At 58.2% G+C, this 24,205-nt stretch carries 27 protein-coding genes; 13 read left to right on the forward strand and 14 right to left on the reverse strand.

Annotated features, from left to right (window positions below; translation table 11 throughout):
* Window positions 1-24 precede the first annotated feature (24 nt).
* Genes AB6B39_RS11860 through AB6B39_RS11875 form a run of 4 tightly spaced genes read right to left on the reverse strand, consistent with a single transcriptional unit; the run spans window position 25 to window position 4,807 of the window.
* A complete protein-coding gene (locus AB6B39_RS11860) occupies window positions 25-987 on the reverse strand; it encodes a type II secretion system F family protein (RefSeq protein WP_284370096.1) in 963 nt (320 codons plus the stop codon).
* Between the two features lie 9 nt (window positions 988-996).
* A complete protein-coding gene (locus AB6B39_RS11865; RefSeq protein WP_284370094.1) occupies window positions 997-1,986 on the reverse strand; it encodes a type II secretion system F family protein in 990 nt (329 codons plus the stop codon).
* Window positions 1,986-3,389: a CpaF family protein gene (locus tag AB6B39_RS11870; RefSeq protein WP_284370092.1), complete on the reverse strand. Its 1,404-nt coding sequence runs from the start codon at window positions 3,387-3,389 to the stop codon at window positions 1,986-1,988. Before AB6B39_RS11870 ends, AB6B39_RS11865 begins: the two co-directional genes overlap by 1 nt.
* A gap of 5 nt (window positions 3,390-3,394) precedes the next feature.
* Entirely contained in the window at window positions 3,395-4,807 is a 1,413-nt protein-coding gene (locus AB6B39_RS11875; RefSeq protein WP_284370089.1) for an AAA family ATPase, read from the reverse strand.
* A gap of 61 nt (window positions 4,808-4,868) precedes the next feature.
* On the opposite strand from AB6B39_RS11875, the gene AB6B39_RS11880 reads away from it, so the two are divergent.
* Entirely contained in the window at window positions 4,869-5,102 is a 234-nt protein-coding gene (locus AB6B39_RS11880; RefSeq protein WP_284370087.1) for a hypothetical protein, read from the forward strand.
* Window positions 5,103-5,140: 38 nt separating this feature from the next.
* Here AB6B39_RS11880 and AB6B39_RS11885 read toward each other — a convergent pair whose 3' ends face one another.
* The 5 genes from AB6B39_RS11885 to AB6B39_RS11905 all read right to left on the reverse strand — a co-directional run bounded on the left by AB6B39_RS11885 (window position 5,141) and on the right by AB6B39_RS11905 (window position 9,196).
* Entirely contained in the window at window positions 5,141-5,848 is a 708-nt protein-coding gene (locus AB6B39_RS11885) for a CpaD family pilus assembly lipoprotein (protein ID WP_371398595.1), read from the reverse strand.
* Window positions 5,849-5,854: 6 nt separating this feature from the next.
* A complete protein-coding gene (locus tag AB6B39_RS11890; protein WP_284370083.1) occupies window positions 5,855-7,336 on the reverse strand; it encodes a type II and III secretion system protein family protein in 1,482 nt (493 codons plus the stop codon).
* Between the two features lie 2 nt (window positions 7,337-7,338).
* Window positions 7,339-8,172 (reverse strand): Flp pilus assembly protein CpaB, encoded by an 834-nt coding sequence (gene cpaB, locus AB6B39_RS11895; RefSeq protein ID WP_284370081.1) that lies wholly within the window; start codon window positions 8,170-8,172, stop codon window positions 7,339-7,341.
* Window positions 8,173-8,284: 112 nt separating this feature from the next.
* Window positions 8,285-8,788, reverse strand: coding sequence for a prepilin peptidase (locus tag AB6B39_RS11900; protein WP_284370079.1), 504 nt, complete (start codon window positions 8,786-8,788; stop codon window positions 8,285-8,287).
* Window positions 8,789-8,989: 201 nt separating this feature from the next.
* A complete protein-coding gene (locus tag AB6B39_RS11905; RefSeq protein WP_284370077.1) occupies window positions 8,990-9,196 on the reverse strand; it encodes a Flp family type IVb pilin in 207 nt (68 codons plus the stop codon).
* A 293-nt stretch (window positions 9,197-9,489) separates the two neighbouring features.
* Here AB6B39_RS11905 and AB6B39_RS11910 point away from each other — a divergent pair, with 293 nt between their 5' ends.
* The 3 genes from AB6B39_RS11910 to AB6B39_RS11920 all read left to right on the forward strand — a co-directional run bounded on the left by AB6B39_RS11910 (window position 9,490) and on the right by AB6B39_RS11920 (window position 11,428).
* On the forward strand, window positions 9,490-10,020 hold the full coding sequence (locus AB6B39_RS11910) for a pilus assembly protein N-terminal domain-containing protein (protein WP_284370075.1): 531 nt from the start codon (window positions 9,490-9,492) through the stop codon (window positions 10,018-10,020).
* 119 nt (window positions 10,021-10,139) lie between these two features.
* Window positions 10,140-10,769, forward strand: a complete 630-nt coding sequence (locus AB6B39_RS11915) for a TadE/TadG family type IV pilus assembly protein (RefSeq protein WP_284370073.1) — start codon at window positions 10,140-10,142, stop codon at window positions 10,767-10,769.
* Window positions 10,766-11,428 (forward strand): TadE/TadG family type IV pilus assembly protein, encoded by a 663-nt coding sequence (locus tag AB6B39_RS11920; RefSeq protein WP_284370071.1) that lies wholly within the window; start codon window positions 10,766-10,768, stop codon window positions 11,426-11,428. The genes AB6B39_RS11915 and AB6B39_RS11920 overlap by 4 nt, the downstream gene beginning before the upstream one ends.
* On the opposite strand, the gene AB6B39_RS11925 is transcribed toward AB6B39_RS11920, so the two are convergent.
* Window positions 11,425-12,249 carry a tyrosine-protein phosphatase gene (locus AB6B39_RS11925; RefSeq protein ID WP_284370069.1) on the reverse strand — a complete coding sequence of 275 codons (825 nt, stop codon included), beginning with the start codon at window positions 12,247-12,249 and terminating at the stop codon, window positions 11,425-11,427. The two genes, AB6B39_RS11920 and AB6B39_RS11925, sit on opposite strands and share 4 nt — an antisense overlap.
* A 101-nt stretch (window positions 12,250-12,350) precedes the next feature.
* A complete protein-coding gene (locus AB6B39_RS11930) occupies window positions 12,351-13,397 on the reverse strand; it encodes a ribonucleotide-diphosphate reductase subunit beta (protein WP_284370067.1) in 1,047 nt (348 codons plus the stop codon).
* A 279-nt stretch (window positions 13,398-13,676) separates the two neighbouring features.
* Between AB6B39_RS11930 and AB6B39_RS11935 the strand changes: the two genes are divergently transcribed.
* From AB6B39_RS11935 to AB6B39_RS11965, 7 genes are read left to right on the forward strand one after another with little or no spacing between them, the layout of a single operon-like run.
* Window positions 13,677-15,257 carry an ABC1 kinase family protein gene (locus tag AB6B39_RS11935; protein WP_371398596.1) on the forward strand — a complete coding sequence of 527 codons (1,581 nt, stop codon included), beginning with the start codon at window positions 13,677-13,679 and terminating at the stop codon, window positions 15,255-15,257.
* 18 nt (window positions 15,258-15,275) lie between these two features.
* Window positions 15,276-16,493, forward strand: coding sequence for a bifunctional phosphopantothenoylcysteine decarboxylase/phosphopantothenate--cysteine ligase CoaBC (coaBC, locus tag AB6B39_RS11940; protein WP_284370063.1), 1,218 nt, complete (start codon window positions 15,276-15,278; stop codon window positions 16,491-16,493).
* Window positions 16,490-16,969, forward strand: a complete 480-nt coding sequence (locus AB6B39_RS11945; protein WP_284370061.1) for a hypothetical protein — start codon at window positions 16,490-16,492, stop codon at window positions 16,967-16,969. Before coaBC ends, AB6B39_RS11945 begins: the two co-directional genes overlap by 4 nt.
* Before the next feature lie 58 nt (window positions 16,970-17,027).
* Window positions 17,028-17,480, forward strand: a complete 453-nt coding sequence (dut, locus tag AB6B39_RS11950) for a dUTP diphosphatase (protein ID WP_284370059.1) — start codon at window positions 17,028-17,030, stop codon at window positions 17,478-17,480.
* Window positions 17,477-18,442: a sensor histidine kinase gene (locus AB6B39_RS11955; RefSeq protein ID WP_284370056.1), complete on the forward strand. Its 966-nt coding sequence runs from the start codon at window positions 17,477-17,479 to the stop codon at window positions 18,440-18,442. Before dut ends, AB6B39_RS11955 begins: the two co-directional genes overlap by 4 nt.
* A 20-nt stretch (window positions 18,443-18,462) precedes the next feature.
* On the forward strand, window positions 18,463-19,422 hold the full coding sequence (cysK, locus tag AB6B39_RS11960) for a cysteine synthase A (protein WP_371398597.1): 960 nt from the start codon (window positions 18,463-18,465) through the stop codon (window positions 19,420-19,422).
* Window positions 19,423-19,442: 20 nt separating this feature from the next.
* Window positions 19,443-20,180, forward strand: coding sequence for a HesA/MoeB/ThiF family protein (locus AB6B39_RS11965; RefSeq protein WP_284370052.1), 738 nt, complete (start codon window positions 19,443-19,445; stop codon window positions 20,178-20,180).
* On the opposite strand, the gene AB6B39_RS11970 is transcribed toward AB6B39_RS11965, so the two are convergent.
* Window positions 20,177-20,668, reverse strand: a complete 492-nt coding sequence (locus AB6B39_RS11970) for a GAF domain-containing protein (protein ID WP_284370050.1) — start codon at window positions 20,666-20,668, stop codon at window positions 20,177-20,179. The two genes, AB6B39_RS11965 and AB6B39_RS11970, sit on opposite strands and share 4 nt — an antisense overlap.
* 77 nt (window positions 20,669-20,745) lie before the next feature.
* On the opposite strand from AB6B39_RS11970, the gene AB6B39_RS11975 reads away from it, so the two are divergent.
* Window positions 20,746-21,408, forward strand: a complete 663-nt coding sequence (locus AB6B39_RS11975) for an acyloxyacyl hydrolase (protein WP_284370048.1) — start codon at window positions 20,746-20,748, stop codon at window positions 21,406-21,408.
* A gap of 83 nt (window positions 21,409-21,491) precedes the next feature.
* Entirely contained in the window at window positions 21,492-22,787 is a 1,296-nt protein-coding gene (locus tag AB6B39_RS11980; RefSeq protein ID WP_284370046.1) for an adenylosuccinate synthase, read from the forward strand.
* 2 nt (window positions 22,788-22,789) lie between these two features.
* On the opposite strand, the gene AB6B39_RS11985 is transcribed toward AB6B39_RS11980, so the two are convergent.
* Together AB6B39_RS11985 and AB6B39_RS11990 are read right to left on the reverse strand one after the other, a co-directional pair.
* A complete protein-coding gene (locus tag AB6B39_RS11985; RefSeq protein WP_371398598.1) occupies window positions 22,790-23,512 on the reverse strand; it encodes a sensor histidine kinase in 723 nt (240 codons plus the stop codon).
* Window positions 23,509-24,198: a hypothetical protein gene (locus AB6B39_RS11990; RefSeq protein WP_284370042.1), complete on the reverse strand. Its 690-nt coding sequence runs from the start codon at window positions 24,196-24,198 to the stop codon at window positions 23,509-23,511. The genes AB6B39_RS11985 and AB6B39_RS11990 overlap by 4 nt, the downstream gene beginning before the upstream one ends.
* Window positions 24,199-24,205: the final 7 nt, after the last annotated feature.

Genomic DNA, 24,205 nt, shown 5'->3' on the forward strand with positions numbered 1-24,205 from the left:
TTTCTTGGTCGCGCTCGGTATGATCTATGAAAGCGCTCCGGCTAGGCGCATGGCCGCCGGAGTCAGGATCACGATAAACAGCACGGGCAGGAAGAACACGATCATCGGGACCGTCAGCTTGGCCGGCAAAGCGGCTGCCTTCTTCTCGGCGGCCATCATCCGCATCTGCCGGTTCTCATTGGCCATTGTTCGCAGGCTTTCGCCCAGCGGGGTCCCGTACCGCTCAGCCTGAATGAGCGCGGTCGCCACGGAGCGAATGCCGAGGTGATCATTGCGCCGCGCGAGGTTTTCAAAGGCGGCCCGCCGCGAGGACAGGTAGGAAAGCTCTGCCGTGGTCAGGTGAAACTCCTCGGCCAACTCTACCGAGTTTTCCGCCAGTTCATCGGCGACACGGGCGAAAGCTAGTTCGACTGACATGCCCGATTCCACGCAGATCAGAAGTAGATCCAGCGCATCTGGAAAGACTGCCATGATCGAGGCCAGTCGTTTCTTGGCCATGTTTTTCACATAGATGCCTGGCAGGTAGTAGCCGAACACGACCAGCCCCAGCGTCGCGGCCGCCCGTTGCGCCATCGCCCAGCCCGGCGTGTTGAGAATGATGAGAAAAACCAGCCCGAAACAGCCAAGCGCGATAGGCAGGATCATCCGGAAGAAATAGAATTTATAGATCGGCCCCTGCCCGCGAAGCCCGGCCTGAGCCATTTTGTCCCGCAGATCCGTGGCTTCCAGCAGGCGTTCAAGACTGAACCTGTCGACCAGCTTCCGCGCCAGACCCTTGTCATTCGTGCGAAGACTGCGCTCTCCGTTCAACTGATCCATGCGCGCGCCGCGCAATGTGTCGCGCTGAGCCGAAACGGAGGCCATGCGCTTCTTCAGCTTATCACCCTCAAACAGAGGCACGACGATCATATAAACTGTTACCGCAAGCAACAGTGCGATTACGAAGTAACCCGCATTGGTCAGAAGCTGAAGAGTGCCGTCCGTCATCGCGCCACCCTAATATTTGAAGTCGATCATTTTGCGCATGATGAAGATACCCATTCCCATCATGACCGCACCGATCATCAGATTCTGCTGACCGCGATCCGTTGTGAAAAGTTGCGTCATATAATCCGGCGACATGATGGAAACGAGGCCCATCACCACGATCGGCAGTGCGCCGATGATAATCGCGCTCATCTTCGCTTCTGCGGACAGAGCCTTGATCTTCTCCGCCAGAATTTTTCGCGAGCGCAAGACGTTGGACAGGTTGGCCAAAGATTCCCCCAGATTACCGCCTGTCGTCTTCTGAATATTCAGGACTGTGGCAAAGAAATTGACTTCCGCGATTGGCAGACGTTCGAACATCTGCTCCAGACAGATTTCGATCGGCACACCAACAGCCTCGGCTTCGACAACACGCCTGAATTCCGCGCCCATTGGATCCGGGCTTTCATGGGCGATGATCTTCAGGCAGTCGCCTAAGGGCAGTCCGGTCCGCACACCGCGCACGATGATGTCCATACCGTCCGCAAAATGGGCCACGAACTTTTTCTGCCGACGCTTGATCTTCATGTTCAGCACCATCCGCGGCAGACCAAAACCGGCCACGAAACTGGCGGCTGCCAGCAACAGGATCGGGAAGCCCAGAATGAGCCCCAGAACGGCAACGACCAGCGCGATCGCCAGCGAGATGGTCAGAAAAGTCGACCGCGACATGGACACATCGGCCTGAAGCAGTTTGGCATTGATAGACTTGGCCGCTTTCTTTTTGGACTTTTGCGTGTCCTCCAGTTTCTTCAGCGATTCCTCGATCTGTTTGCGGCGATTACCGCTTTCGTCGACTTTCGTCTGGCCGCCGCGTAGACTGGCGGCGATGGACTTTTTGCCCGTATAGGTGCCCACGCGTGCAGACTTGGCCGACCCGCCACTCCCGCTGATCAGCATATAGCCGATAATGCCGACAATGCCGGCGCCGGCCAGAGCCAGTATGAGCGTCTGCTCCATCAGCCGCCAGCCTCATCGAGCGCCATGGCGAGGTCTTTTTCCAGATTGAAGTACCGGGCACGGTCCCAGAAGGCCGGACGGGCGATCCCGGTTGAGCGATGCTGACCGATAATGTTGCCGTCCGCGTCCTCGCCGTCCATTTCATACTTCAGCAGGTCCTGCGTCACGATCACGTCGCCTTCCATGCCGATCACCTCGGTAATGTGAGTGATGCGACGTGAGCCGTCACGTAGGCGGGTCGCCTGAACGACCACGTCGACGGAACCGACGATCATTTCACGGATCGTTCTGGCGGGCAGCGAGAAGCCGCCCATAGTGATCATGGATTCGAGCCGCGACAGCGCTTCGCGCGGGCTGTTGGCGTGCAGCGTCCCCATCGAGCCGTCATGACCCGTATTCATGGCTTGCAACAGGTCGAACGCTTCAGGGCCACGCACCTCGCCAACGATGATCCGTTCGGGACGCATCCGCAGACAGTTCTTGACCAGATCGGCCATGGTGACCTTGCCCTTGCCTTCCAAATTGGGCGGGCGCGTCTCCAGACGGACGACGTGCGGCTGTTGCAGCTGCAATTCGGCGGCGTCTTCGCACGTGATGATGCGCTCATCCGGATGGATGAAACCAGTCAGACAATTGAGCAGTGTCGTCTTGCCTGAACCGGTACCGCCGGAGATCACGATATTACACTGGCATGCCCCGATGATCTGAAGCACCTTGGCGCCGGCCGGGGAAATGGACTTGAAGTTGACCAGATCGTTGAGGGTTAGCTTGTCCTTCTTGAACTTCCGGATCGTCAGCGCCGGACCATCGATCGACAGAGGCGGCGCGATGACATTGACCCGCGAACCGTCCAGCAGACGCGCGTCACAGATCGGCGAGGCTTCATCGACGCGGCGACCGACTTGGCTGACGATACGCTGGCAGATGTTCATCAACTGCGTATTGTCGCGGAAGCGGATATTCGTCTTCTGCATCTTGCCGTTGGTTTCGATGAAGACGTGTTTGGCCCCGTTGACCATGATGTCGGCAATGTCGTCGCGAGCCAGCAGAGGTTCGAGCGGCCCGTAACCCAGAATATCGTCGCAGATTTCCGTAATCAGTTGCGTTTGCTCGGCGACGGACAGGCGAACGTTCCGGATCGCGATGATCTCATCGACAATGGTGCGGATCTCGGTCCGGGCCTTGTCCGGATGCATGCCGGCCAAGGCCGACACGTCGATCGTTTCGAACAGGGCGTTGAAGATGGTCGCCTTGGTCTCGTAATACTCTTCGGACGGCTCATTCCCGCTGCGCGGGGCCTGATTGACAGGCTCCGGCGTCGGCGCAACCGGCTCGGGCGCAGGTTTCGGCGCGCTCGGCTGCTTGACCTTGACCGCAGTCGCTTCGGATCGCTTTCCGAACATGCGCCCTACCCTTTCTGCTTGAGCAGAGAGGCGAAGAGCGACTTGCTTTTCTGAGACTCACCGGTCTCCGATGACTTGCCGATGAGGCTGAGACGACCGCGCGGAGCGCTGGCAACCGGTGGCTGGCTGAACTGTCCCGTACGCAGACGGGCCGCCAGATAATCGAGGCCGGGCACGAGCGCGTCCGTCGTCTTCATTTCCGGCAGCATCTTGCCTTCATTACAGGCGCGGCTAAATGTGTCTGGATCAAACCCGATCACCAGGGCAGGCTCCAGACCGACAGCTCCGGCAAAATTCTCGACGCTGATCTCATCATCCTTGGATTTGCAACGTCCTGTCTGGTTGAGAACCAGAATGGGCTCGCCGTCATTCGGACGCTGCGCCTTCAGGAAATCGACCAGATTCTTCGTATTACGCAGATTGGCCAGATCAGGGACCGTTGTGATCACCACATCATCGACCGTGGTCAGAATATTGGTGGTCCAGTCGGCCCAGATATGGGGAACATCCAGCAGGGCGAGCGGACTGACCGATCGCACGGCGGCGACAACGGCCTCATAGGCATCGGAGTTGAAAACAGGTTTTGAATTCAATGAGCTGGAGGTTGGCAGCAGCGAAAGACGCTCCGTATGGCGGACCATGATCCGATCCAGCAGCGTATCGTCGAGACGGTCCGGCTCGGCCAAGGCTTCTTCCAGCCCGGACGCGCTGTCATAGGCAAAATCGAGCGCAGTCGTGCCCCAGCTGCTGTCGAGATCGATCAGGGCCGTTTCCTGCATCATGCGTTCAGCCAGCGTGTAGGCAATGTTGTGCGCCAGCGTCGAACTGCCGACGCCGCCTTTGGAGCCGAAGAAAGCAACGGCTCGACCCGTAAACGGGCTTTCCGGATCGGAGTAGAGATCGGACAGTGAGCGAATGATGTTGAGCGGATGAAGTGGCGGGACCAGATAATCCGACACGCCTTTATCCATGAGCTGACGATACAGGCGAATATCGTTGGCGGCCCCGATAATGACGACTTTCGTTCCTTCGTCACAAACGCTGGCCAGCTGCTCGAGTTGATTGAACAGTTCCGCACCGCGCATGCCGGATTCGATGATCACCAGACCGGGCGTGTTCTCCTTGTGATAATAATCGATGGCGGCGGACAGGCCGCCCATATAGATTTTCGAATTAGTCCGGCGCATCCGCCAGTCTCGTGTCATTTCATGGATGCAGCCAGCCGTTTCTTGGCGATCGCAAAAAGCGTGGATCGCAATCTGCGGCAGGGGGCGCTCGCCCTCTTCGCGCATCTCTGGCCCCATGTCAGCCGTTGGCAGAGGCGCGACGGGCGCGGGCATAGCGGAATGTACGACACCTTGTGGGGCGACATGAGATGCAGGCTGTCCCGGATACGGGTGCGATTGCGGCGCTGGCATGGGCGCGTGCCCATATGCCGCATGCCCCTGAGAAGGCGACGGTACAGGCATGGGGGCTGGCATGGGCGCGGCCACCTGTGAAGGCATAGGTGCGGGAACAGGCGCAGCCTGTGGCATGCCCGGCGCTGCCATGGGACGCGGCACGGGCGGCGGCATCGCGCCGTGGGATGCATTTCCAGGTGTTGGCATCGGCATGGACTGTGCAGGCATCGGCGCTTGCGCAGAGATGGGCGCAGGCATGGGCGAAGGTTGCGGCATGGTCGGCTGCGGCATGGCCGGTTGCGGCAGGGGCTGATCCGGGTGCGAAGGATGTGTCATGTCTGTCCTTCCGCTCTAACCGCCAGCTTCCTGAGAGCTCACACTCTGACCTTCAGGACGCTCAGAGGCTGTCGAGGAACCTTGGATGTAACGATCATAGACAACCTGACGCCGCTGCGCGTTGGGTGTGTCGGATGCGTAGGGTTCGATCAGCTGACGCGGATCGCTGATCATGGCGGCCAGATTGGCCGATGCAAAACAGCCAAATTCGGGCGTCACGCCATTGCCGTAAGTCTGCGACAGATCGCCAAGACGCGAGCAATCCTGCGAAATCGCCTTCAGGGTCCGATAGGATAGAACGACCGGCGCCGGATCACCGGGACGGGAGTAATATTCGCCCGACTGAACGGCATCAGGCCGGATCGCACTGGCCGCCATCAACCGCGTTAGCAATGCATCCGTCTGGATGACCCCTTGTCCGGTCAGCGCATTGGCAGGACGGTTAATGTAAATCGGGCCGGATCCTTCGGCAGTATAGCTTCTGAGAAATGTCTGAACGGCGAATTCGTCCCGCGCCGAGAGCTCGAGCCCATTGGGGCGCGCGTAAAGTTCCAGCCGTTCGACCGACTCGGCGACCTTGACCGGATTAAGGCGGTGGGTCGGCTGATGTATATTGCTGCCCTGCAGGCAGCCCGCCAGAAGAAGCGGCGCAGCGACCATCAATGTCAGCGCCGAGACTGAAAAACGGCGGGTCCGAGCGAATTGACGCGGTTGTTTCATCATCAACTCCTAATCGACCACATGGCCGAACGGCCCGGTCAATGTTTCGGACGTGGCCTTTTCGCCATAAACCGTATTCAGGCGCCCCATCAGGACCTGTGCGCGCTCGCTGGCGGGCTGATAGCCCTCAAGCGGCGTCTGCAATTTGTCAGGATGCGTCGGGTCGACCAGATAGGGCGTCACGATCACGACAAGTTCCGTCTGTACGCTCTGACTGTCGCGATTGCGGAACAATGCGCCCAGACCCGGAATATCCTTGGCCCCCGGAACGCCGTCAAACGCGCTGCGCGCCTCTTCCCGGATCATGCCGGCAATCACAAGACTGCCGCCCGCCGGAAGCTCGACAACCGTATTGGCCCGACGCACGCGCAGACCCAGAATATCGCCGCCCTCACCGCCTGTTTCGAACGAGTTTTCGGTAGTCGGCTCGGATACTTCGGTTGAAATATTCAATGAAATCAGTCCCTCGGATAGGACAACGGGGGTAAAGCCGAGCGAAACGCCGAATGATTTGAATTCGAAAGAGCGCTGCAGCTGCCCATTATCATCGAGAAAAACGCCACCTAGAACCGGGAACTCACCGCCCGCCAGGAAGTTGGCCGTTTCCCCCGAAATCGCGACCAGAGTCGGCTCTGCGAGCGTCCGGATCAGGCCGACTCGTTCCAGCGCTGTCAGCGCTCCGCTCAGAGAGCGCAGATCGCCGCCGGATGAATTCTGAAAACCGACATTGCCCGTAAAGCCCGCACCACTACTGACACCAAGATTATTGACCAGGGAAACCGTCGAATCGCCCAGTTCGGCCACAGCTGAGAGATTGAAGCCCATCTGTTTGACGACTGAGCGCTGCATCTCGACGATGCGGACCTTCAGCATCACCTGATCCTTGCCTTCGACAGACAGAAGATTGACGATTTCGCCCGTTCCATCGGCTGCGCCCTGCCACATCTCGGCTATGCGCTCGACTTTCAGCGCGGTCTCTGCGTTCGGCACGCGGCCTGTCAGCATGATGTTACTGTTGATCGACTGGACTTCGACATCCGCACTCGGCGCATGCTTTCGGACAAGCTCCGTCAGCCCGTTAATGTCCCGCTCGACCCGAATGTCGATATTGAGCAGCTCATTGCCGTTATGGTCGTAGAAATAAACGTTGGTCTGACCCGAACTCTTGCCGATCAGCAGGGTCCGGCGCGATGTATGGGGAATGGCTTCGACAATGTCCGGATTAGACACGAACACGTCCATCGCATTGGATGGCAACTCAATGACTGTCGATTTGGAATAAGGCAGCACGATGGATCTGTTCAGACCTTCGCCCGGCGACTGAATACGGATTCCGTCCGCGGAGGCTTCGACCGGAATGGACGCAATTGCGCTATAGCTGCGCTCTGTCGCCAGAGCGGGAACGGCCATGACCGCAGACAGCATCAGGGGCGCGGCAAAGCGTGTCCAGCGCGGCGCTCCCCCAATTGTAAACATATTGGTTCCGCTCATCACTATCTCCCCCGCACCGGGACGGATTGCGCCTCACCGGATCGGTAAATCGTCACAGGCGGAATTTGCTTCTTGGCGTCATCAGGCTCCGTCGCATGGCTCGGCGCATACATGGTCGCCCCGGCAAAGCCGCGGAGGACCAGCGACAGATCACCTCGGACCTGCGCGACGGTAATGCGCTCTGCATCACGGGGAGACAGCTCCAGTGTCGCCGTCGATCCTGGGAGGGCTGCAGAGCCCGATGGATCAGCTGAAAAGGACTGATCGATCGCCAGAACCGTGACATTATTGAAGATTGTCGATGCGACCAGCTCAGCCTCCGACCCGAAATCACCCAGCGTCGTCTCCACGGCCTCCTGCAAGATCACATCGACCTTGTCGCCGGGCTGAATGAAGCCGCCAGCCGCCGTGTCGACGCTGATCCGGACCGTAACCGCCCGCATGCCGGGCTTCAAAAGTGCGGCCATGATGCCTGCATCGCCCGCGCGAATGAAACGCGACAGAACGAGCGGCTCGCCCGGCGTCAGAGGCTCGCGGACGACGGCATTGATCAATGTTTCGACAATCGGGGTTTCGGCTTCGGGATCTTCGACGATCAGGGCTGGCGTCAGCGCTTCCGTCGGCCAGTCGATCCAGCTGAGATCACCCTCACTGACGCGGTGACCCCGCGATAGAGGCTCGGACACGGTCAGAACGGGTGTGTAGTCGACTTCCTCGACAATCGTCTCGACCATCGGCTCGGCATCTGTACCGCTATTCATGCCGCGCAATGTGATAAACACGATGGCCATCAGAATGACCAAAGCGGCAATCATTATCAGCCGTTTTCTGTCCACGTCGCCCGCTCCTCAAGGAAGGTTTGGACTCCGAACTAGGCCAGACCCGCTAAGGCATGGTTAACAAGAGGAAACAGGTCTGAAGGATTAATGTGCCGGACACGGCCCGGTATCAGCCAACAAGGGCGACGAACAGGCTGCTGGTTGGCCAGACGAACAAGGCCCCGGCTGCAAGCGCCAGCCCGTAAGGCATGTCTTTTCCGCCCTGGAACATGCGCATGCCCAGCTCCGACGTTCTGACGCGGACAGGCAGCAGCGTATCGCTCAGCATCATGAAGATACCCAGCGCCGCACCGAACAGGGTCGTGTAGAGCACGAACGGCATGACATCGCCCCAGCCGAACCACAGGCTGATGGCGGCCATCAGCTTCGCATCCCCGCCACCGAGCCAACCCAGAGCGAACATTGCAAAACCGGCTGCGAAGAAAACCAGACCGACGCTCAGATGCTCGGCCAGTGCGGGCAGACCCTGCCAGGTCATCGGCAAGGCGATCACGAAGCCTGCGGCCATGGCCAGAGAGACCTTGTTGGGAATTTTCATCGACCAGAAGTCGGTATAGGCCGCAATCAGCAAGGGGACGGCGAAAATCAGTGTCACGATAAAGGCGACGATCATGCGAAAACTCCGACGGTCGGGGCGTTGTCTGGTGTCACGTCAATAGCGCCGGTCGGTTAAGATTTGATGAGAGTCGGCGCGATTGACAGCATCTCTCATTCTGCTTCTGTCGCTTATTCCGCTTGGCGACGGCACAAACGAAAACGGCCAGCCCGAAGGCTGGCCGCGCATTAGATCAGTTGGCTAGGCCAACCGGACGGATCAGTCGCCGCCTTTGATCTTCTTGCCTTTAGTGTCTTTCACCTTGTCCATCTCGGCAGAGACATCGGCAAACTTGTCGTTGATGGACTCACCCAGTGCAGTTGCACCAGCGATCATCGCAACAGCGATAAGAGCGGCGATCAGGCCGTATTCGATGGCCGTTGCACCAGATTCGTCATTGACGAAGTTTTTGATAAGATTTTGCATAACTTGCTCCCACGTATGCTAGTCGATTTTGGGATTATTCCCAGTTGCCCGGGGGTCATCCCTGACAAGGACGTATCTAGGGGAGCCAGTTTAACGTGAGGTTCGGAGACACGGTGAACAGCCCGTAAATCTGTACTTTCTGTCAGATTTATCTGCCTCGCCCTGACCGGACCAGTCGCAGCAGCCCCTATAAGGAAAGACTCCACCCCGACTGCCCCAGCGCCATAAAGACTTCATTCACCCTGCCGCGCTAGAACGGGGCCGAATTTGTGGAGACGGCTATGCGCCTGAGTATGAAAACATCCCTGCGCGCGACCCTGGCAAGCTTTGCCGGTCTGGTTGCTACCGCAGCCCTCAGCCTGTCGGCCTCCGCCTCTGATCCCATCTACCGCGTCGACCTGAACAAGACCCAGATCTTGCGTCTGCCGGCTGCGGCGGGCTCCGTAATCGTCGGCAATCCGAGCATCGCCGATGTGACCATCCATTCCCCCAACATGATTTTTGTGGTCGGGCGCGGTTACGGCGAAACCAATCTGGTCATTCTGGACCGCAATGGCGGCACGATGGTCGATGCGGACATTCAGGTCACGGCCATTACGCCGACAAATGGCATCCGTCTTTTCAATGCCAGCAGCCGCCGTTCCTATTCCTGCTCGCCCTACTGCCAGCCCTCACCCGTTCTGGGCGACAGTGCCGACTTTGTGGGCGCGAATGCTGGCCAGACTCCTGAAAGCTCCGGCGTCGGGGCCATTTTCGACAGCCCGCTCGCCGCAGGCGGCAGCCCGTTCGATGCGGCTCAATCCGAACTGTCCGGCGATCAATAGCCGGGTTAGTCCTTTCTTAAACCTGGCCATCAGTCGTTCATTAAGCCCTTCCCTGTATTCCAGTCCCGTAAGTTGACGCAGTCGCACAGGCGGCATGCGCATGGGAGCATGGAATGATCATGGGTCGGACCAGTTTTACAGGACGTGCCTGGCGCCGCGCGAGCGCGCTGCGCGACCGGTATTCCAAAAACACGGACGGGGCCACGGCAGTCGAATTCGCCATGGTCTCACTCCCTTTCCTGGCAATCATCTTCGGCATTCTGGAACTGGCCCTTGTCTTCTTCACAGGATCCGTCCTGACGCAATCCATGAATGATACGGGCCGTCTTGTCCGCGTCGGCGCCTTTCAAGGCTGTGGCAGCGCGGCGGAATTCAAGGCCATGGTCTGCGACCGCATGCAAGGGATGATGAGCTGCGAAAACAACCTGCGGGTCGACCTTGTCACTGCGGCCTCGTTTCAATCCGTCGCGATGAAGGATCCGGGCGATGGCGGTCTTGACCCGGACGACGACACGAAGGGCGTCGAGAACGGCGAATTCGACAATACGGGTCCAGGCGAACCTGTCGTCATGCGCGGGACATTCTACTATCCGCTGGTTCTGCCGAATTTCATGACCCGTCTGGAAAACCAGCCCGGAACAGGTCGTCATGTTATCACGGTTTCGACGGCGTTCCGGAACGAGCCTTTCCCCGGCGGCGGATCCTGCAATCCCTCCATCAAGGACGAGCTGGAAGGAATCCTCGGATGACCCTATATCCGCCAGCCACTCATCTGCGTCGTCGGTTGCGACGGATTACGGGCTTTCACCGCGATGAAAGCGGTGTGGCCGCGATGGAATTCGCCATCATCGCGCCGATCATCATCGGCGTCTATCTTGGTCTGGCCGAGCTGGCCATGGTACTCGGCGTAGAGCGACAGGTGTCGCATTCCGCCAGTGTCGCCGGCGATCTGGCGACACAGGCCGCCGTTCTGGAAGAAGCCGATATTGAAGACATCCTCTCCGCGACATTGCGCGTCGCCAATGTGTCGGACACGAATGACTATGTTCTGCATATGGAAAGCTTCGACCGGGACTCGTCCGGGTCGGAAGTCAGCCTTGGCGAAATCGTCTATGGCGCAGGCCGGGAAAGCTGGCTTGAAGATTTCGATGCCGCCGATCTGAGCGCCGACATGCTGGCGGAAGGATCAGGGATCGTCGTCGCGCGCGTAGCTTACCGTTACACCCCAATGGGCATGCCCAATACGCTCGACACGGATAGCAAGAAGGGATTGCTGCCCACATCGCTGACTCTGACGGAAACATTTCTGCTGAAACCCCGTCGATCCGCCACAGTCGAAGTCGGCGCCGGCACGGGCACGAAATTTACCTGTACTGGCTCTGCATCAGGTATGAACTGCAGCAGCTAAGCCGTGTGGCCATTTGTCAGGTAGCGCGCCCGCAACCGATCAAGCTGCGCACCGTCAAGACCGAGCGTGTCTACCGCATAGCGTTCCATATCGCCCATCGCCTCGAGACTGGCGCTAAGATAATCCGGTTCGACCCCGAACATCGGACGGAGCGAGTCGGCGTCAATCGTCCGCCCGTAGCGCTGACTGAACATCGCTGCCGCGGGCTCGAGAAAGGCTTCAATGTCGACGGCAGTTTCCGTCAGCATATAATCCGCCATTATATCACCGTCCGATACGCCCAGCAGACCCTGAATCAGGGCGACCAGCGTTCCGGTCCTGTCTTTACCCGCCGCGCAGTGAACCAGAACGCCCTCGCCTTGATCGACCTGTGGTTCTGTCATCCGGGTCAACGTGTCCGAAAACAGCGCCATGAACCCGGCATCATGCGGCCGGTTGCGATAGGATGTCGTCATATAGTCGCGCGCATCCTGCGCTGAATAGAGGCTCTGTTCGGCGAAGGCCTCATGCGGCGCGACGGTCGCCGCGGCCAGCTCAGGCGTGACAGGCTGAGTCAGCACCGCTGCGCGCGCTTCATTTTCGGGCCATTTCGACGGTTGGCGTTTGCGTTCCGGAGCATGCCGCAGATCGACCACCGTCCCGATGGTCAGGGCGTCGATCTCGGCCTGATCGGCTTCGCTCAGGCCGTTCAGATGGGCAGAGCGGAACAGCACCCCTGTCCGCACGGACTGACCGCCCAGACCGGAATAACCTCCGAAATCACGAAAGTTATAGATCGAGCCATAGGGCTTCAGCCGGTCTGTCACATCGATGAGGGACATGCCCGTCGGCTAACAGGCTGCGACCCTCATGGGAAGACAGGTTAGAGTCAGAAAACCGTGATCGAAACTGAAGATCAGACCGGGGCGACGAATGCTCCAGCCTATTCGGCGGCCTCTATGCCGCGTTTGGCATCGTAGGTTTCGAACTTGTTCCAGACGCCATTGTCGCCGTGCCAGTCCCCCTCGGTCGCGCCCTTGGAATATTCCGTGGCCCGCGCTTCGAAGAAGTTGGCATGTTCGACTCCGTTGGTGATTTCCGTCAGCCAAGGGAGCGGATGTTCATCGACGCCGTCATAGATCTTTTCGAGGCCGAGCTGCCCCATGCGCCAATTGGCGATATACCGGATATAGCGTTTGATATCTTCCGCGGTCATGCCTTCGACGGGACCTTTTTCGAACGCCAGATCGATGAACTTGTCTTCCAGCTTCACCACCGTCTTGCAGCAGTCGGCGATCTTGTCCTTCACCTCTTGCGTCAGCGCCCCCGTTTCCTTGGCGAATGTGTGGAACAGCTTGATCATGCCTTCGCAATGCAGGCTCTCATCCCGGATCGACCAGGACACGATCTGACCCATGCCCTTCATCTTGTTCAGGCGCGGGAAGTTCATCAGCATGGCGAAGGACGCAAAAAGCTGCAGCCCTTCTGTAAAGGCTCCGAAGACCGCCATGGATGTCAGAATATCCTCGTCCGTCTCGACTCCGAACTGACCCAGATAGTCGTGCTTGGCCGCCATCTCCTCATATTCCATGAACATGGAAAATTCGCTGTCAGGCATGCCGATGGTTTCCAGCAGCAACGCATAGGCGGCGATGTGGATCGTTTCCATGTTGGAAAATGACGCCAGCATCATCCGGACTTCGACCGGTTTGAACAGCGGCATATAGTTTTCCATATAATTGCCACCGACTTCGACATCGCTTTGCGTGAAGAAACGGAAAATCTGCGTCAGGAGGTTTTTCTCGTCCGCCGTCAGATTGGTGGACCAGTCCTTCAGATCCTCGCCCAGCGGCACCTCTTCCGGCATCCAGTGGATCTGCTGCTGACGGCGCCAGAATTCATAGGCCCAAGGATAGCGAAACGGCTTATATGTCAGGCTCGGCTCCAGAAGACCCGACCGTGATGTGCTGACTGGTTCAACGATTCCCATGATGACGTCTCTGTCTGTTAGACCGCGACTTGCCTGTCAGATGACCGCAAGCCATTGTGGTGATGCCCTGGCTACGCACTAGATGTGGTAGCCCTCCCTACGCCAAACCCTAAAGCCGCGATTCCATTTGTCCAATCAAGAGGCATGTTTTGCGCAGTGAATTATGGGGATTGCCCGCAATCATCGGCTAAGTACTTCGCAGCGTTGGACAAATACCGGATCGACACGGACCGCAATTAGTCCTTTGACCGTTTCGGGTGCGTCACTATAGCCCCACCAATGCTCCGAAGCGTGGTGACATTCCTCCGACTCTTACGCACGGCCTGGGTGCTGGTGCGCCATGATGCGCTTGTGCCGAAAGAATATGAGCCGTTCGTGCCGGGGCCAGTGCGATTCGTCGCGGCGATATCCCGGTTTTTCTCCATTCGCGACCGCGACGACAATCCGGGCGCGCGTTTCGCCAATGCGCTCGAAAAGCTCGGCCCGGCCTACATCAAGTTCGGACAGATATTGTCCACCCGCGGCGACATGTTCGATCCTGTCTTTGCCGAAGGTCTGTCGCGTCTTAAGGACAAGGTGCCGCCCTTCCCCTTGGAAAAGGCCGAAGCCATGCTCGTCGCCGATTGGGGCGAGCCTTGGCAGAATCGCCTGCTATCGCTGTCCGAACCCGTCGCAGCCGCCTCGGTCGCACAGGTCCACAAGGCCGTGCTGAAACCGACGGACGATCATCCTGACGGCGAAACCATCGCCATCAAGATCCTGCGGCCCAACATCGTGACGCGGATGACGCGCGACATGAATGTGATCGAACTGGTGGCGAAAATGGCGCATGCAGCCGTGCCGGCCATTCGCCGGATGCAGCCCAAAGCCTTCGTCGCCGAAGCGCGGCGCGCCGTGATGCTTGAGCTCGACCTGCGGCTGGAAGCCGCAGCCGCGTCGGAAATGTCGGACATTGCCGAGGCCACAGGCCTGTTCCGGGTTCCTTCCATTCACTGGGAACTGGTGGACAAGAACGTCATGGCGACGGAGTGGATCGAGGGCACGGCCTTTTCGTCACCCGATATTCTGGAGCTGCCGATTGAGGAGCGCCGCGCCCTCGCGACCGCCGTCATTCAGAGCTTTCTGGCCTCGACGTTCACATACGGCATCTTTCATGCAGACATGCATGAGGGCAATCTCTTCCGCGGCCCGGACGGCGATCTCGTTCTGCTCGATTTCGGCATTCTGGGGCGGCTGGGTGACGAAGAAATTCGCTTCGAGATCGACACGCTCTACGGATTTCTCCAGCGCGACTATTACAAGATCGCCCAGGTCCATTTCGACATCGGTTACGTCCCACCCAATCACAGCGTCGACGAATTCGCGACCGCTTTGCGGGCTGTCGGCGAGCCGATTTTCGGCAAGAACGCCGAAGACGTCTCCATGTCCAAGGTCCTGCTGCAGCTCCTCGAAATCACCGAAATGTTCGACATGCCGCTTCAACCGCAGCTCATTCTGCTGCAAAAGACCATGATGCAGGCCGAAGGCGTGGCGCGACGCCTCGATCCGCATTTCGATATGTGGGAAGCCTCGCGCCCCATCGTGGAAGACGCCGTCCGCGCCGAACTCGGCCCCGAACGCTATATCAACGACCTGCTCGACGGGCTCGACCGGACCCGCAAGACACTGAACCGCCTGCCGGAAGCGACAGAAAATATCGCCAAACTGGCGCAAGCCTGGGCCGACGGGGACATCGATTTGTCAACTGTACCGTCGCGATCAGCAGAACAGCGACGAGTCAGTCCCTTTCGGCCTGTCGCCTATGCCGCTTTCGGAGCAGCCATGGCGCTTGGCGGGGCCTGGGTAGCGGCCCAGCTTTAGGCGCGCTAGGCTCCTCGCATGAACAAACATGTCCTTCTTATCATCGGTGGCGGCATTGCGGCCTACAAGTCGCTCCTGCTGATCCGCGAACTGGCGCGGCGGGGTGTGTCGACGCGCGTGATCCTGACCAAGGGTGGCACGCAGTTTGTCACGCCGCTATCGGCGCAGGCATTGTCCGGAGAGACTGTACTGACGGATTTGTGGGATCTGACCGCCGAGTCGGAGATGGGCCATATCGAATTGTCGCGCAGCGCTGATCTGATCGTTGTCGCGCCCGCTACAGCCAATCTGATGGCGCAGGCCGCGCAGGGCGTCGCTGCCGATTTGGCGACCACGACATTGCTCGCGACCGATACGCGCGTCCTCTACGCCCCCGCCATGAATGTGCGCATGTATGAGGCCACCGCAACCCAGGCCAACATTGCGACCTTGCGCGACCGCGGCGCGCTATTCGTCGGCCCCGATGCCGGCGAGATGGCCTGTGGGGAATTTGGCGATGGCCGGATGGCCGAGCCCGATGCGATAGCCGACAGCGTCATGTCGGCCCTGCAGGGCGATATGAGTCTGGACGGTTTGAGCGCGCCTAAACCGCTGGCGGGTCGCCGGGCCGTTGTCACGGCTGGTCCAACGCGCGAGCCGATCGATCCCGTGCGCTATCTCTCCAACCATTCTTCGGGGCGACAAGGCTACGCTGTCGCGCAGGCGCTGGCGGATCTGGGAGCGGATGTCGAGCTGGTGAGCGGACCGACCGCAATCCCTCTGCCGCATGGCACGCGAAACAGTCCGGTCGAAACCGCCGAGGAGATGTTCTCAGCTGTGAAGCGCGCCTTACCAGCCGACATTTTCGTCTCCGTCGCTGCCGTCGCCGACTGGCGGCCCGCCACGCGGACGGAGCGGAAGACGAAAAAGCCGGTCGACGGCCCTGCGCCCTTACAGCTTGTTGAAAATCCAGACATACTGCGTTCAGTTTGCCTGAGCGATAAGCGCCCTGAACTGGTCGTGGGATTCGCGGCTGAAACGCATGACGTCCTGGAACTGGCGCGCGCCAAACGCGTTCGCAAAGGCTGTGACTGGATCGTCGCCAATGATGTGTCCGGCGACGTTATGGGCGGTCAGGAGAATATGATGATCATTGTGACCGAGACGGATGAAATCCATCTCCCGCGTCAATCCAAAACGGCGGCAGCGCGCGCGCTGGCGCGTCGTATTGCCAGCCATTTCGGAGGCCCGTCATGAAAGCCCTGCTGGCCGCTACAATCTGCCTGCTGTCGCCAGCCGCGGCGTGGGCTGCGGACTATGACAGCTGTGAACTGGTCATCATGCAGTTCATTCCGGATGAAGATGGTGGAGGCGCGGACATCGCCTCCTTCCGTCCGGCCGAAGAGTTTCTCGCCAGCGTCCGGGACATATCTCAAGAGCCGATGCTCACGATCGGCGATCATCCCATTCGCGCCATCATGTGCGTGCGCAACGATCTCGTCCCGACGGAAGACGATTATCCCGTCCTGGCGACCGGGGTTATGATGGCTCTGTCACAGGATTTCGACAGCAGCGATTCCGATAGCCTGACGGTCGTCTATCAGGACGGCACCTTCCGCCATACTTACAGCTCCGCCTACCCGATGAGTGACGAATTCAAACAGGCGATCGAGACCCGTCTGGCTGATTTCTCTGCTCGGGATCACGGTCTGGACGATCAAGCCACGCAATAGCGCGCAGGACATCAGAAAATGCTAGGTGAAACCTTGGAAAAGCCGTAGCGGGTCGCGCATGAAAACAGTCGCGATCGAAATCAAACGCCTGCCCCATATGGATGGGATCGACCTGCCGCATTTCGAAACCGAACAGGCTGCTGGCGCGGACCTTCGCGCCGCCATTACGGATAACATCATTCTGGCCCCCGGTGAACGCAAACTGATCCCGACAGGCTTTTGCATGGCCTTGCCGGCGGGTTACGAAGCGCAGGTACGACCCCGTTCGGGCCTGGCCTTGAAACATGGCATCACCGTTTTGAATTCTCCCGGCACCATCGATGCCGATTATCGCGGAGAAGTCGGCGTGCTGCTGATCAATCATGGCGACCGCGATTTCACCGTGTCGCGCGGAGACCGCTTTGCGCAAATGGTCATCGCCCCCGTCACCCAGGGGAAATTTCAGTCGGTCGAGATCTTGGACGACACGGTACGCGGATCCGGCGGTTACGGCTCAACAGGAACAGGATGAGCCTCTCACCTCGCGATACGCGCCTGTTCGATGACTGGTCCCTGCCCGTCATGATGCTCGACCGCGATTTGCGGTTCATCTATGCGAACAAGGCCTATCTTGACGCTGTTCACAAATTGCCCGGCGAATTGGACGGCCAGCATGTATTCGACGCCTTTCCCGAAAGCGAAGACAGGGTTGTCTCCGTAAAACGTAAGATGCTGGCGGCGCTGGACGGCGAAACGACCGTGCTGGAGGCCCAACCCTTCCACATCGAACAGGAGGATGGCGAAGTCATCGAATCCGTCTGGCAGGCGACGCAGGATCCGTTGCGAGATGACGAAGGCAACATTATCGGACTGATTCAGCGCGCCCGGGACATTACGCAGCAATATCAGCTCGAACAGCGCAACCTCGCCATCGGGCATGAGCTATCCCACCGCGTGAAAAACGTCATGGCCGTGGTCAGTTCAGTGGCCCGCATCACCGGTCGAAACGCGACAAATGTGCAGAGCTTCGTCAAAAGCTTTACCGCCCGAATTAACGCGATGAGCCGGACCAATGATCTGCTGGCTCGCGGAAACTGGAGCGGGCTGGATGTGGCCGCGATCTTCGAAGACGAACTGTCGCCTTTTTCGGAAGCTGAAGCCGACGCCTTTGCCCTGACCGGTCCGCGTGTCCGTCTGTCGATCGATTCGACGAAGGATTTGTCCATGGTGTGTCACGAACTGGCGACCAATGCCGTCAAATATGGCTGTCTGGGTAAGCCAGGGGGCCATCTGAGTGTGAGCTGGCGGCGCAAGGGCGACCGGCTGACCATTGAATGGCGCGAAACATGCCCGCATGAGATCGGAGCCGTCGGCGAAACAGGATTTGGCACACGCCTGTTTGACATGTTGCCCCATGTCACTGTGGAGCGGGACTTTACACCAAACGGTTTGCACCTCACCATCCGCATGGAAGGCGAGACCGTCTTCGGATAAGCGACCCTAGCCACCCTTTGATGAGAGATCTCATGCGCGCCCACGGCCAGATTTACGACAGCATACTCGACACGATGGGCGGAACCCCGTTGGTACGCCTGCCGCGTATCACGGACGGTGTTCCGGCTGATCTTTGCTACAAGCTGGAATTCTTCAACCCTTGCGCGTCGGTCAAGGACCGGATCGGGATTGCCATGCTGCGCGAATTGGTAAGCAACGGCACATTGAAACCGGGCGGCACGATCGTCGAGCCGACTTCCGGCAATACCGGCATCGGGGTAGCCTTCGCCGCTGCGGCCATGGGCTATAAGGCCATCCTCGTCATGCCCGAAAGCATGAGTATCGAACGCCGGAAAATGATGGCGATCCTGGGCGCGGAGCTCGTTCTCACGCCCGCGGCGGGCGGCATTCCCGGAGCCATGGAAAAGGCCGAACAGATCATTGCAGAAACGCCCGGAGCTGTCCGCGCGGGTCAGTTCGACAATCCGGCCAACCCGGCAATCCATTATGCAACCACGGGTCCAGAAATCTGGCAGGACTGCGCCGGTCAGGTCGATGCGATCATCGCCGGGGTCGGCACTGGCGGAACCCTGTCCGGGGCAGGCAAATATCTGAAGGAACAGAATCCTGACTGCCGGATCATCGCTGTCGAACCTGTTGAGAGCCCGGTCATTTCCGGCGGCGACAAAGGTCCGCATAAAATTCAGGGTATTGGGGCCGGCTTCATTCCGGACAATCTGGATACGAATCTGGTCGACGAGACTGTCACGATCAATTCCGACACGGCTTTCGGCACGGCCCGGCACGTCGCCGCAGAAGACGGCGTCCCTGTCGGCATCAGCTCCGGTGCCGCGATTGCCGCCAGCTTGCTGGTCGGCGCGAGACCTGACATGCGCGGCAAACGGATCGTGACGATCATCCCCAGCTTTGCCGAACGTTACCTCTCCACGCCGCTCTTCGATGCCAGTACGGGCGCGTAGATCGCCCCCAACATGAGACGATGACGCCCGAACAGGTCGAACGATACGCCCGACATCTCGTTCTGCGTGAGATCGGCGGCAGCGGGCAGAACGCGCTGCGCACTGCGCGCATCGCCATCGTTGGTGCAGGGGGCCTTGGTGGTCCAGCCGGGCTTTATCTGGCCGCCGCAGGGGTTGGACAGATCACAATGATCGACGATGATGCGGTCAGCCTGTCCAATTTGCAGCGACAAATCCAGTTCGACACCGACATGGTGGGACACAGTAAGGTCGCCCGGTTTGCCGAACGTCTCAAGGCGTTAAATCCCGACGTTCGCGTCGACCCCGTCTCGACACACCTTGACGCGGACAATGCGCAGGCATGCCTTGCCGAACACGATCTGATTCTGGATGGGACGGATCGTTTCGCGACCCGGTTCACCATCAACGCCGCCGCTCACACGCTCGAAACCGCTTTGATCTCAGGCGCCGTAGGTCGCTTCGACGCGCAAGTCGGACTGTTTGCACGTCCCGGACCTTGCTATCGCTGCCTTGTTCCTGAGCTTCCGCCACAGGAGGAGACATGCGACGAAGTCGGCGTGGTCGGCGCCCTGACCGGGATCGCCGGGTCGATGATGGCGATAGAAGCGATCAAGTGGATCACAGGTGCGGGCCAGACGTTGGCCGGGCGATTGTGGATCTATGACGGCCTTACGGCGCAGAGCCGCACGGTCGATCTGCCGCGCGATCCGGACTGCCCAACCTGCGGAGCAGGCTAAGCCGCAATCATCGCGGCAATGCGTTCCAGCGCCTCGGCGTCATGCTGATCGAAGCTGCTTTTTCGCGTACTGTCCACATCCAGAACGGCGATTAGCCGATCGCCATCGAAGACGGGCACGACGATTTCGGATTCGGTCGCCGCATCGCAGGCAATATGGCCCGGAAAGGCGTGAACATCGGCCACGATCTGGGTCTTGCGCTCCGCCGCAGCCGTGCCGCAGACACCGCGACCGAAGGGGATCCGCAAACATCCCAATGTGCCTTGATAGGGTCCGACGACAAGCTCATCCGGCTTGTCCTCATCAACCATGTAAAACCCCGTCCAGTAATAATCTTCGAACGCTTCGCTGAGCAGGCAGGCTACCGTCGCCAGCCGCGCGATCCGATTTGGTTCGCCGTCCAGCACACCGCCAATCTGAAGTTCAACATCGCTATAGTCTCGCATGGGCCGCGCGTAGGCGGCGCGGCGCTTCCGATCAAGTTTCATTCTGTAAAGACGCTGCGTCAGTTGACCCGACCCCGGTTTCAGGTCAAATCGCAATAAAAGCTGGAGACCCCTACATCATGAAACATTTGCTCCTATCAGCGGCGATCGTCTTGGGCCTGAGCGTGCCCGCCTCTGCGCAGATCGCCGAACTGCGCGCCGGGGTCACCGAACATGACGTTCAGATTTTCGGACTCGGTTCTGACAAGGGCAAGGAAAATAGCGCAGCGATCCACGCAGAAATCCTGTTCGAGGAGCCGGAATTTCTGAAGCGTTTTCTCTCGCCACAGCCCTGGGTGGGCGGTACGCTCAATCTAGGCGGGCGCACCAGCTATGGCGGCGCAGGCTTCCTGTTCCGTCAGACATTCGGTGAACGGTTTTACGGCGACTGGTCGACGGGTCTTGTCATTCATGACGGGGTTCTGGAAACTGACCTGCCCCCCCTTTTTACCGATCCCAATTTTCCACTTCAGACCCTGCTGACCAACCCGTCAGCGCTGACACCTGATCAGCTGCGACGTGCACAGGTCGAAAATGCCGAGTATGCGTTCCGGCTCGACAATGAGATCGAGTTTGGCAGCCGCGTCCTGTTTCGCAATGCCTTTGCCCTTGGCGTGCGGTTTAATGACACTTGGGCAGGCGAAGCATTCGTCGAGCATCTGTCGCACGGCAAGATCCTGTCCAGCGGGCCGAATGAAGGGCTCGACGCTTACGGTTTCCGTCTCGCCTATCGCTTCGACTAGCGCTTATCCCCTCGCCTTGAGGGCAGCGTTCCGCTAAGCCGCGCCGGGCTTCTGGCATTGCCGCACGCGCGAAGGATTTTGACATGGCTAACGTTGTCGTCGTCGGCTCCCAATGGGGAGACGAGGGAAAAGGCAAGATTGTCGATTGGCTGTCCAGCCGGGCCGATGTTGTGGCGCGCTTCCAGGGCGGCCACAATGCCGGGCATACGCTCGTCGTCGACGGGACGACTTATAAGCTCTCCTTGCTGCCGAGCGGGATTGTTCGCGGGGGTAAGCTCTCCGTCATTGGTAACGGGGTTGTGCTCGACCCGTGGGCCTTTCTGAAGGAAATGGCCCGCATCCGCGATCAGGGTGTGAAGATCACAGCTGACAATCTGAAGATTTCCGAATCGGCTGCGCTGATCCTGCCGATCCATTCCGAACTGGACGGCATCCGTGAAAATCGCGTCGACGGCATCAAGATCGGCACGACGAAACGCGGCATCGGCCCGGCCTATGAGGATAAGGTTGCCCGGCGCGCCATCCGTGTCTGCGATCTGGATGATCCCGTCCATCTGAAACAGCGGGTCGAAAACCTGCTGCACCACCACAACGCCCTGCGCAGCGGTCTGGGCCATCCATCGGTCGATGCCGACGCGCTGACCAAACAGCTGCTTGAAATCGCGCCTGACATCCTGCCCTTCATGGCGCCGGTCTGGCAGGTGCTCGACGATGCGCGGCGTGCGGAAAAGAAGATCCTGTTCGAAGGCGCGCAGGGCGCCATGCTCGATATTGATCACGGGACCTATCCGTTCGTGACCAGTTCCAACACCATTGCCGGACAGGCGGCGGCGGGCACAGGCTTGGGACCGCGCGCGCTCAACTATGTGCTGGGCATCACCAAGGCCTATACGACGCGCGTCGGCGAAGGCCCGTTCCCGACGGAACTGGACGACGCCATCGGGCAAAGGCTCGGCGAACGCGGGCATGAATTCGGGACGGTCACGGGTCGTCAGAGACGGTGCGGCTGGTTCGACGCGGTCATGGTCCGCCAGGCCATCATTACGGGCGGCATAACCGGCATCGCCTTGACCAAACTGGATGTTCTGGACGGCCTGCCGGAGCTGAAAATCTGCACGGGCTACAAGCTTGACGGTAAAATTCTGCGCCGCCTGCCTGCAGGCGCAAGCCCGCAAGCCAAGGTCAAGCCGATCTACGAGACGCTCGAAGGCTGGCAAGGCAGTACGCGCGGGGCCCGCAGTTGGGCCGACCTGCCCGCCGAAGCCGTCAAATATGTCCGCCGCGTCGAAGAACTGATCGGCTGTCCCGTCAGCATGGTCAGCACATCACCCGAACGCGAAGACGTCATCCTGATGCGCGATCCGTTCAAGGCAAGTTAGTTCTATTTATAATATGTGGTTGTTATAGCAAATACACCGTAAGGTATATCAGTAACTTGGAAGTTACGAGTATCCGATTCAGCTCGAATATCTACATCGTTTTTCTCACACAGTATTTTGGCGAGATATAACCCCCGGCCACCACCTTCAGATTTATCTTTCGAAGCATTGCTTCCGCGAAAACCTTTTTCGAAAACTCGCTTAGGGTCCTCCTCCAGAACAGGGCCATAATTTTCAACCCTTACTTCAATTTTCTGGGCATCCTCAGAATAATACGTAGAGATTTCTTGGCGGGGAAGAGAATACTTTATAGCGTTTTGGTAGATGATTTTAGGAACTATTGGAAATAAACTATTTAAATACACCTCACCATAAGCCTCTCCGCGATCATCATATTTAATCCCCTTCCTTTTTCTTTCAGTATTAAAGAGCTCTCTAGCCCGCCTATAAACATTATAAATATTCCGAGACCTTGCTTTAAGCAGCGGATCAAGTTCTTCGTTTGAAATTTTAGCGTTCAGCATAAGATACGCAACATCTGTACGCATAGCATCACATATTTTCTGGAGCCCCACAATTTTCTTTTGAGCGCCCTCTGTTCTAAACTCTGGGTGCTCAAAATAATCTTTGAGATTATTTATGGACTGATCAAACTTGCGGTAATGTCGAAAGGTTTCATGTACAAAATCAAGCATAAGGCCATGATATTCAAATTCATCGCTCATGATTGCCCAGAAGTAATTTTAATTAACTTAGTCGTCACTTTCACAAACTCTGTTAACGCGCTTATCAGAGCATCTTTTTCAGATAGGACCCTAAGATCATTAAAGCTAGGAGAGCTAGATCTACCTTTTTTGTTGTAAAATTGAACCAATTTTGACTCGACTTTCGCAACCTCAATAACTGGGACACCGTCGTCCAGCATTTGCAATCGCAACCTTTTCCAACCCGGAACAAACGCCATAGATTCGTTTAACATGCGGTCGAATAAATTGGCCCACTCCTGAGTATCAAAATCTCCTTTAAATACCGCTTCGTCGATATACTTGGAATACTTCTGCTTTTTAACATTAAACGCTTTTGAAGAATAAATAATAATTGGTTTAGTGGGGTAATGTTTTTTGATCTCCTCAATCAAAGCATACCCTTCATCACGAGAATTCATGACTTTACCTACATCTTTTATGTCACAAACAATAAGATCTCTGTCCCCCATCAGTATTGGGCTGTCAATATCGTCAAATTGACGGATTGAAAAACCGTATCCATTTGTTAGAGAAACGATATGTTCAAAGGGTTCATCATCAATTACAGCGATCTTCGATATACTTCTCAAATGTGTTTCGCTGATCGGAACGACGTCCGCATCAGATAATGTTTTCGGAAATAGAAGACAGGAAACAATCTTCATGATTAAA

Origin of the sequence: Algimonas porphyrae (genome assembly GCF_041429795.1) — a bacterium.
Lineage (GTDB): Bacteria > Pseudomonadota > Alphaproteobacteria > Caulobacterales > Maricaulaceae > Litorimonas > Litorimonas porphyrae.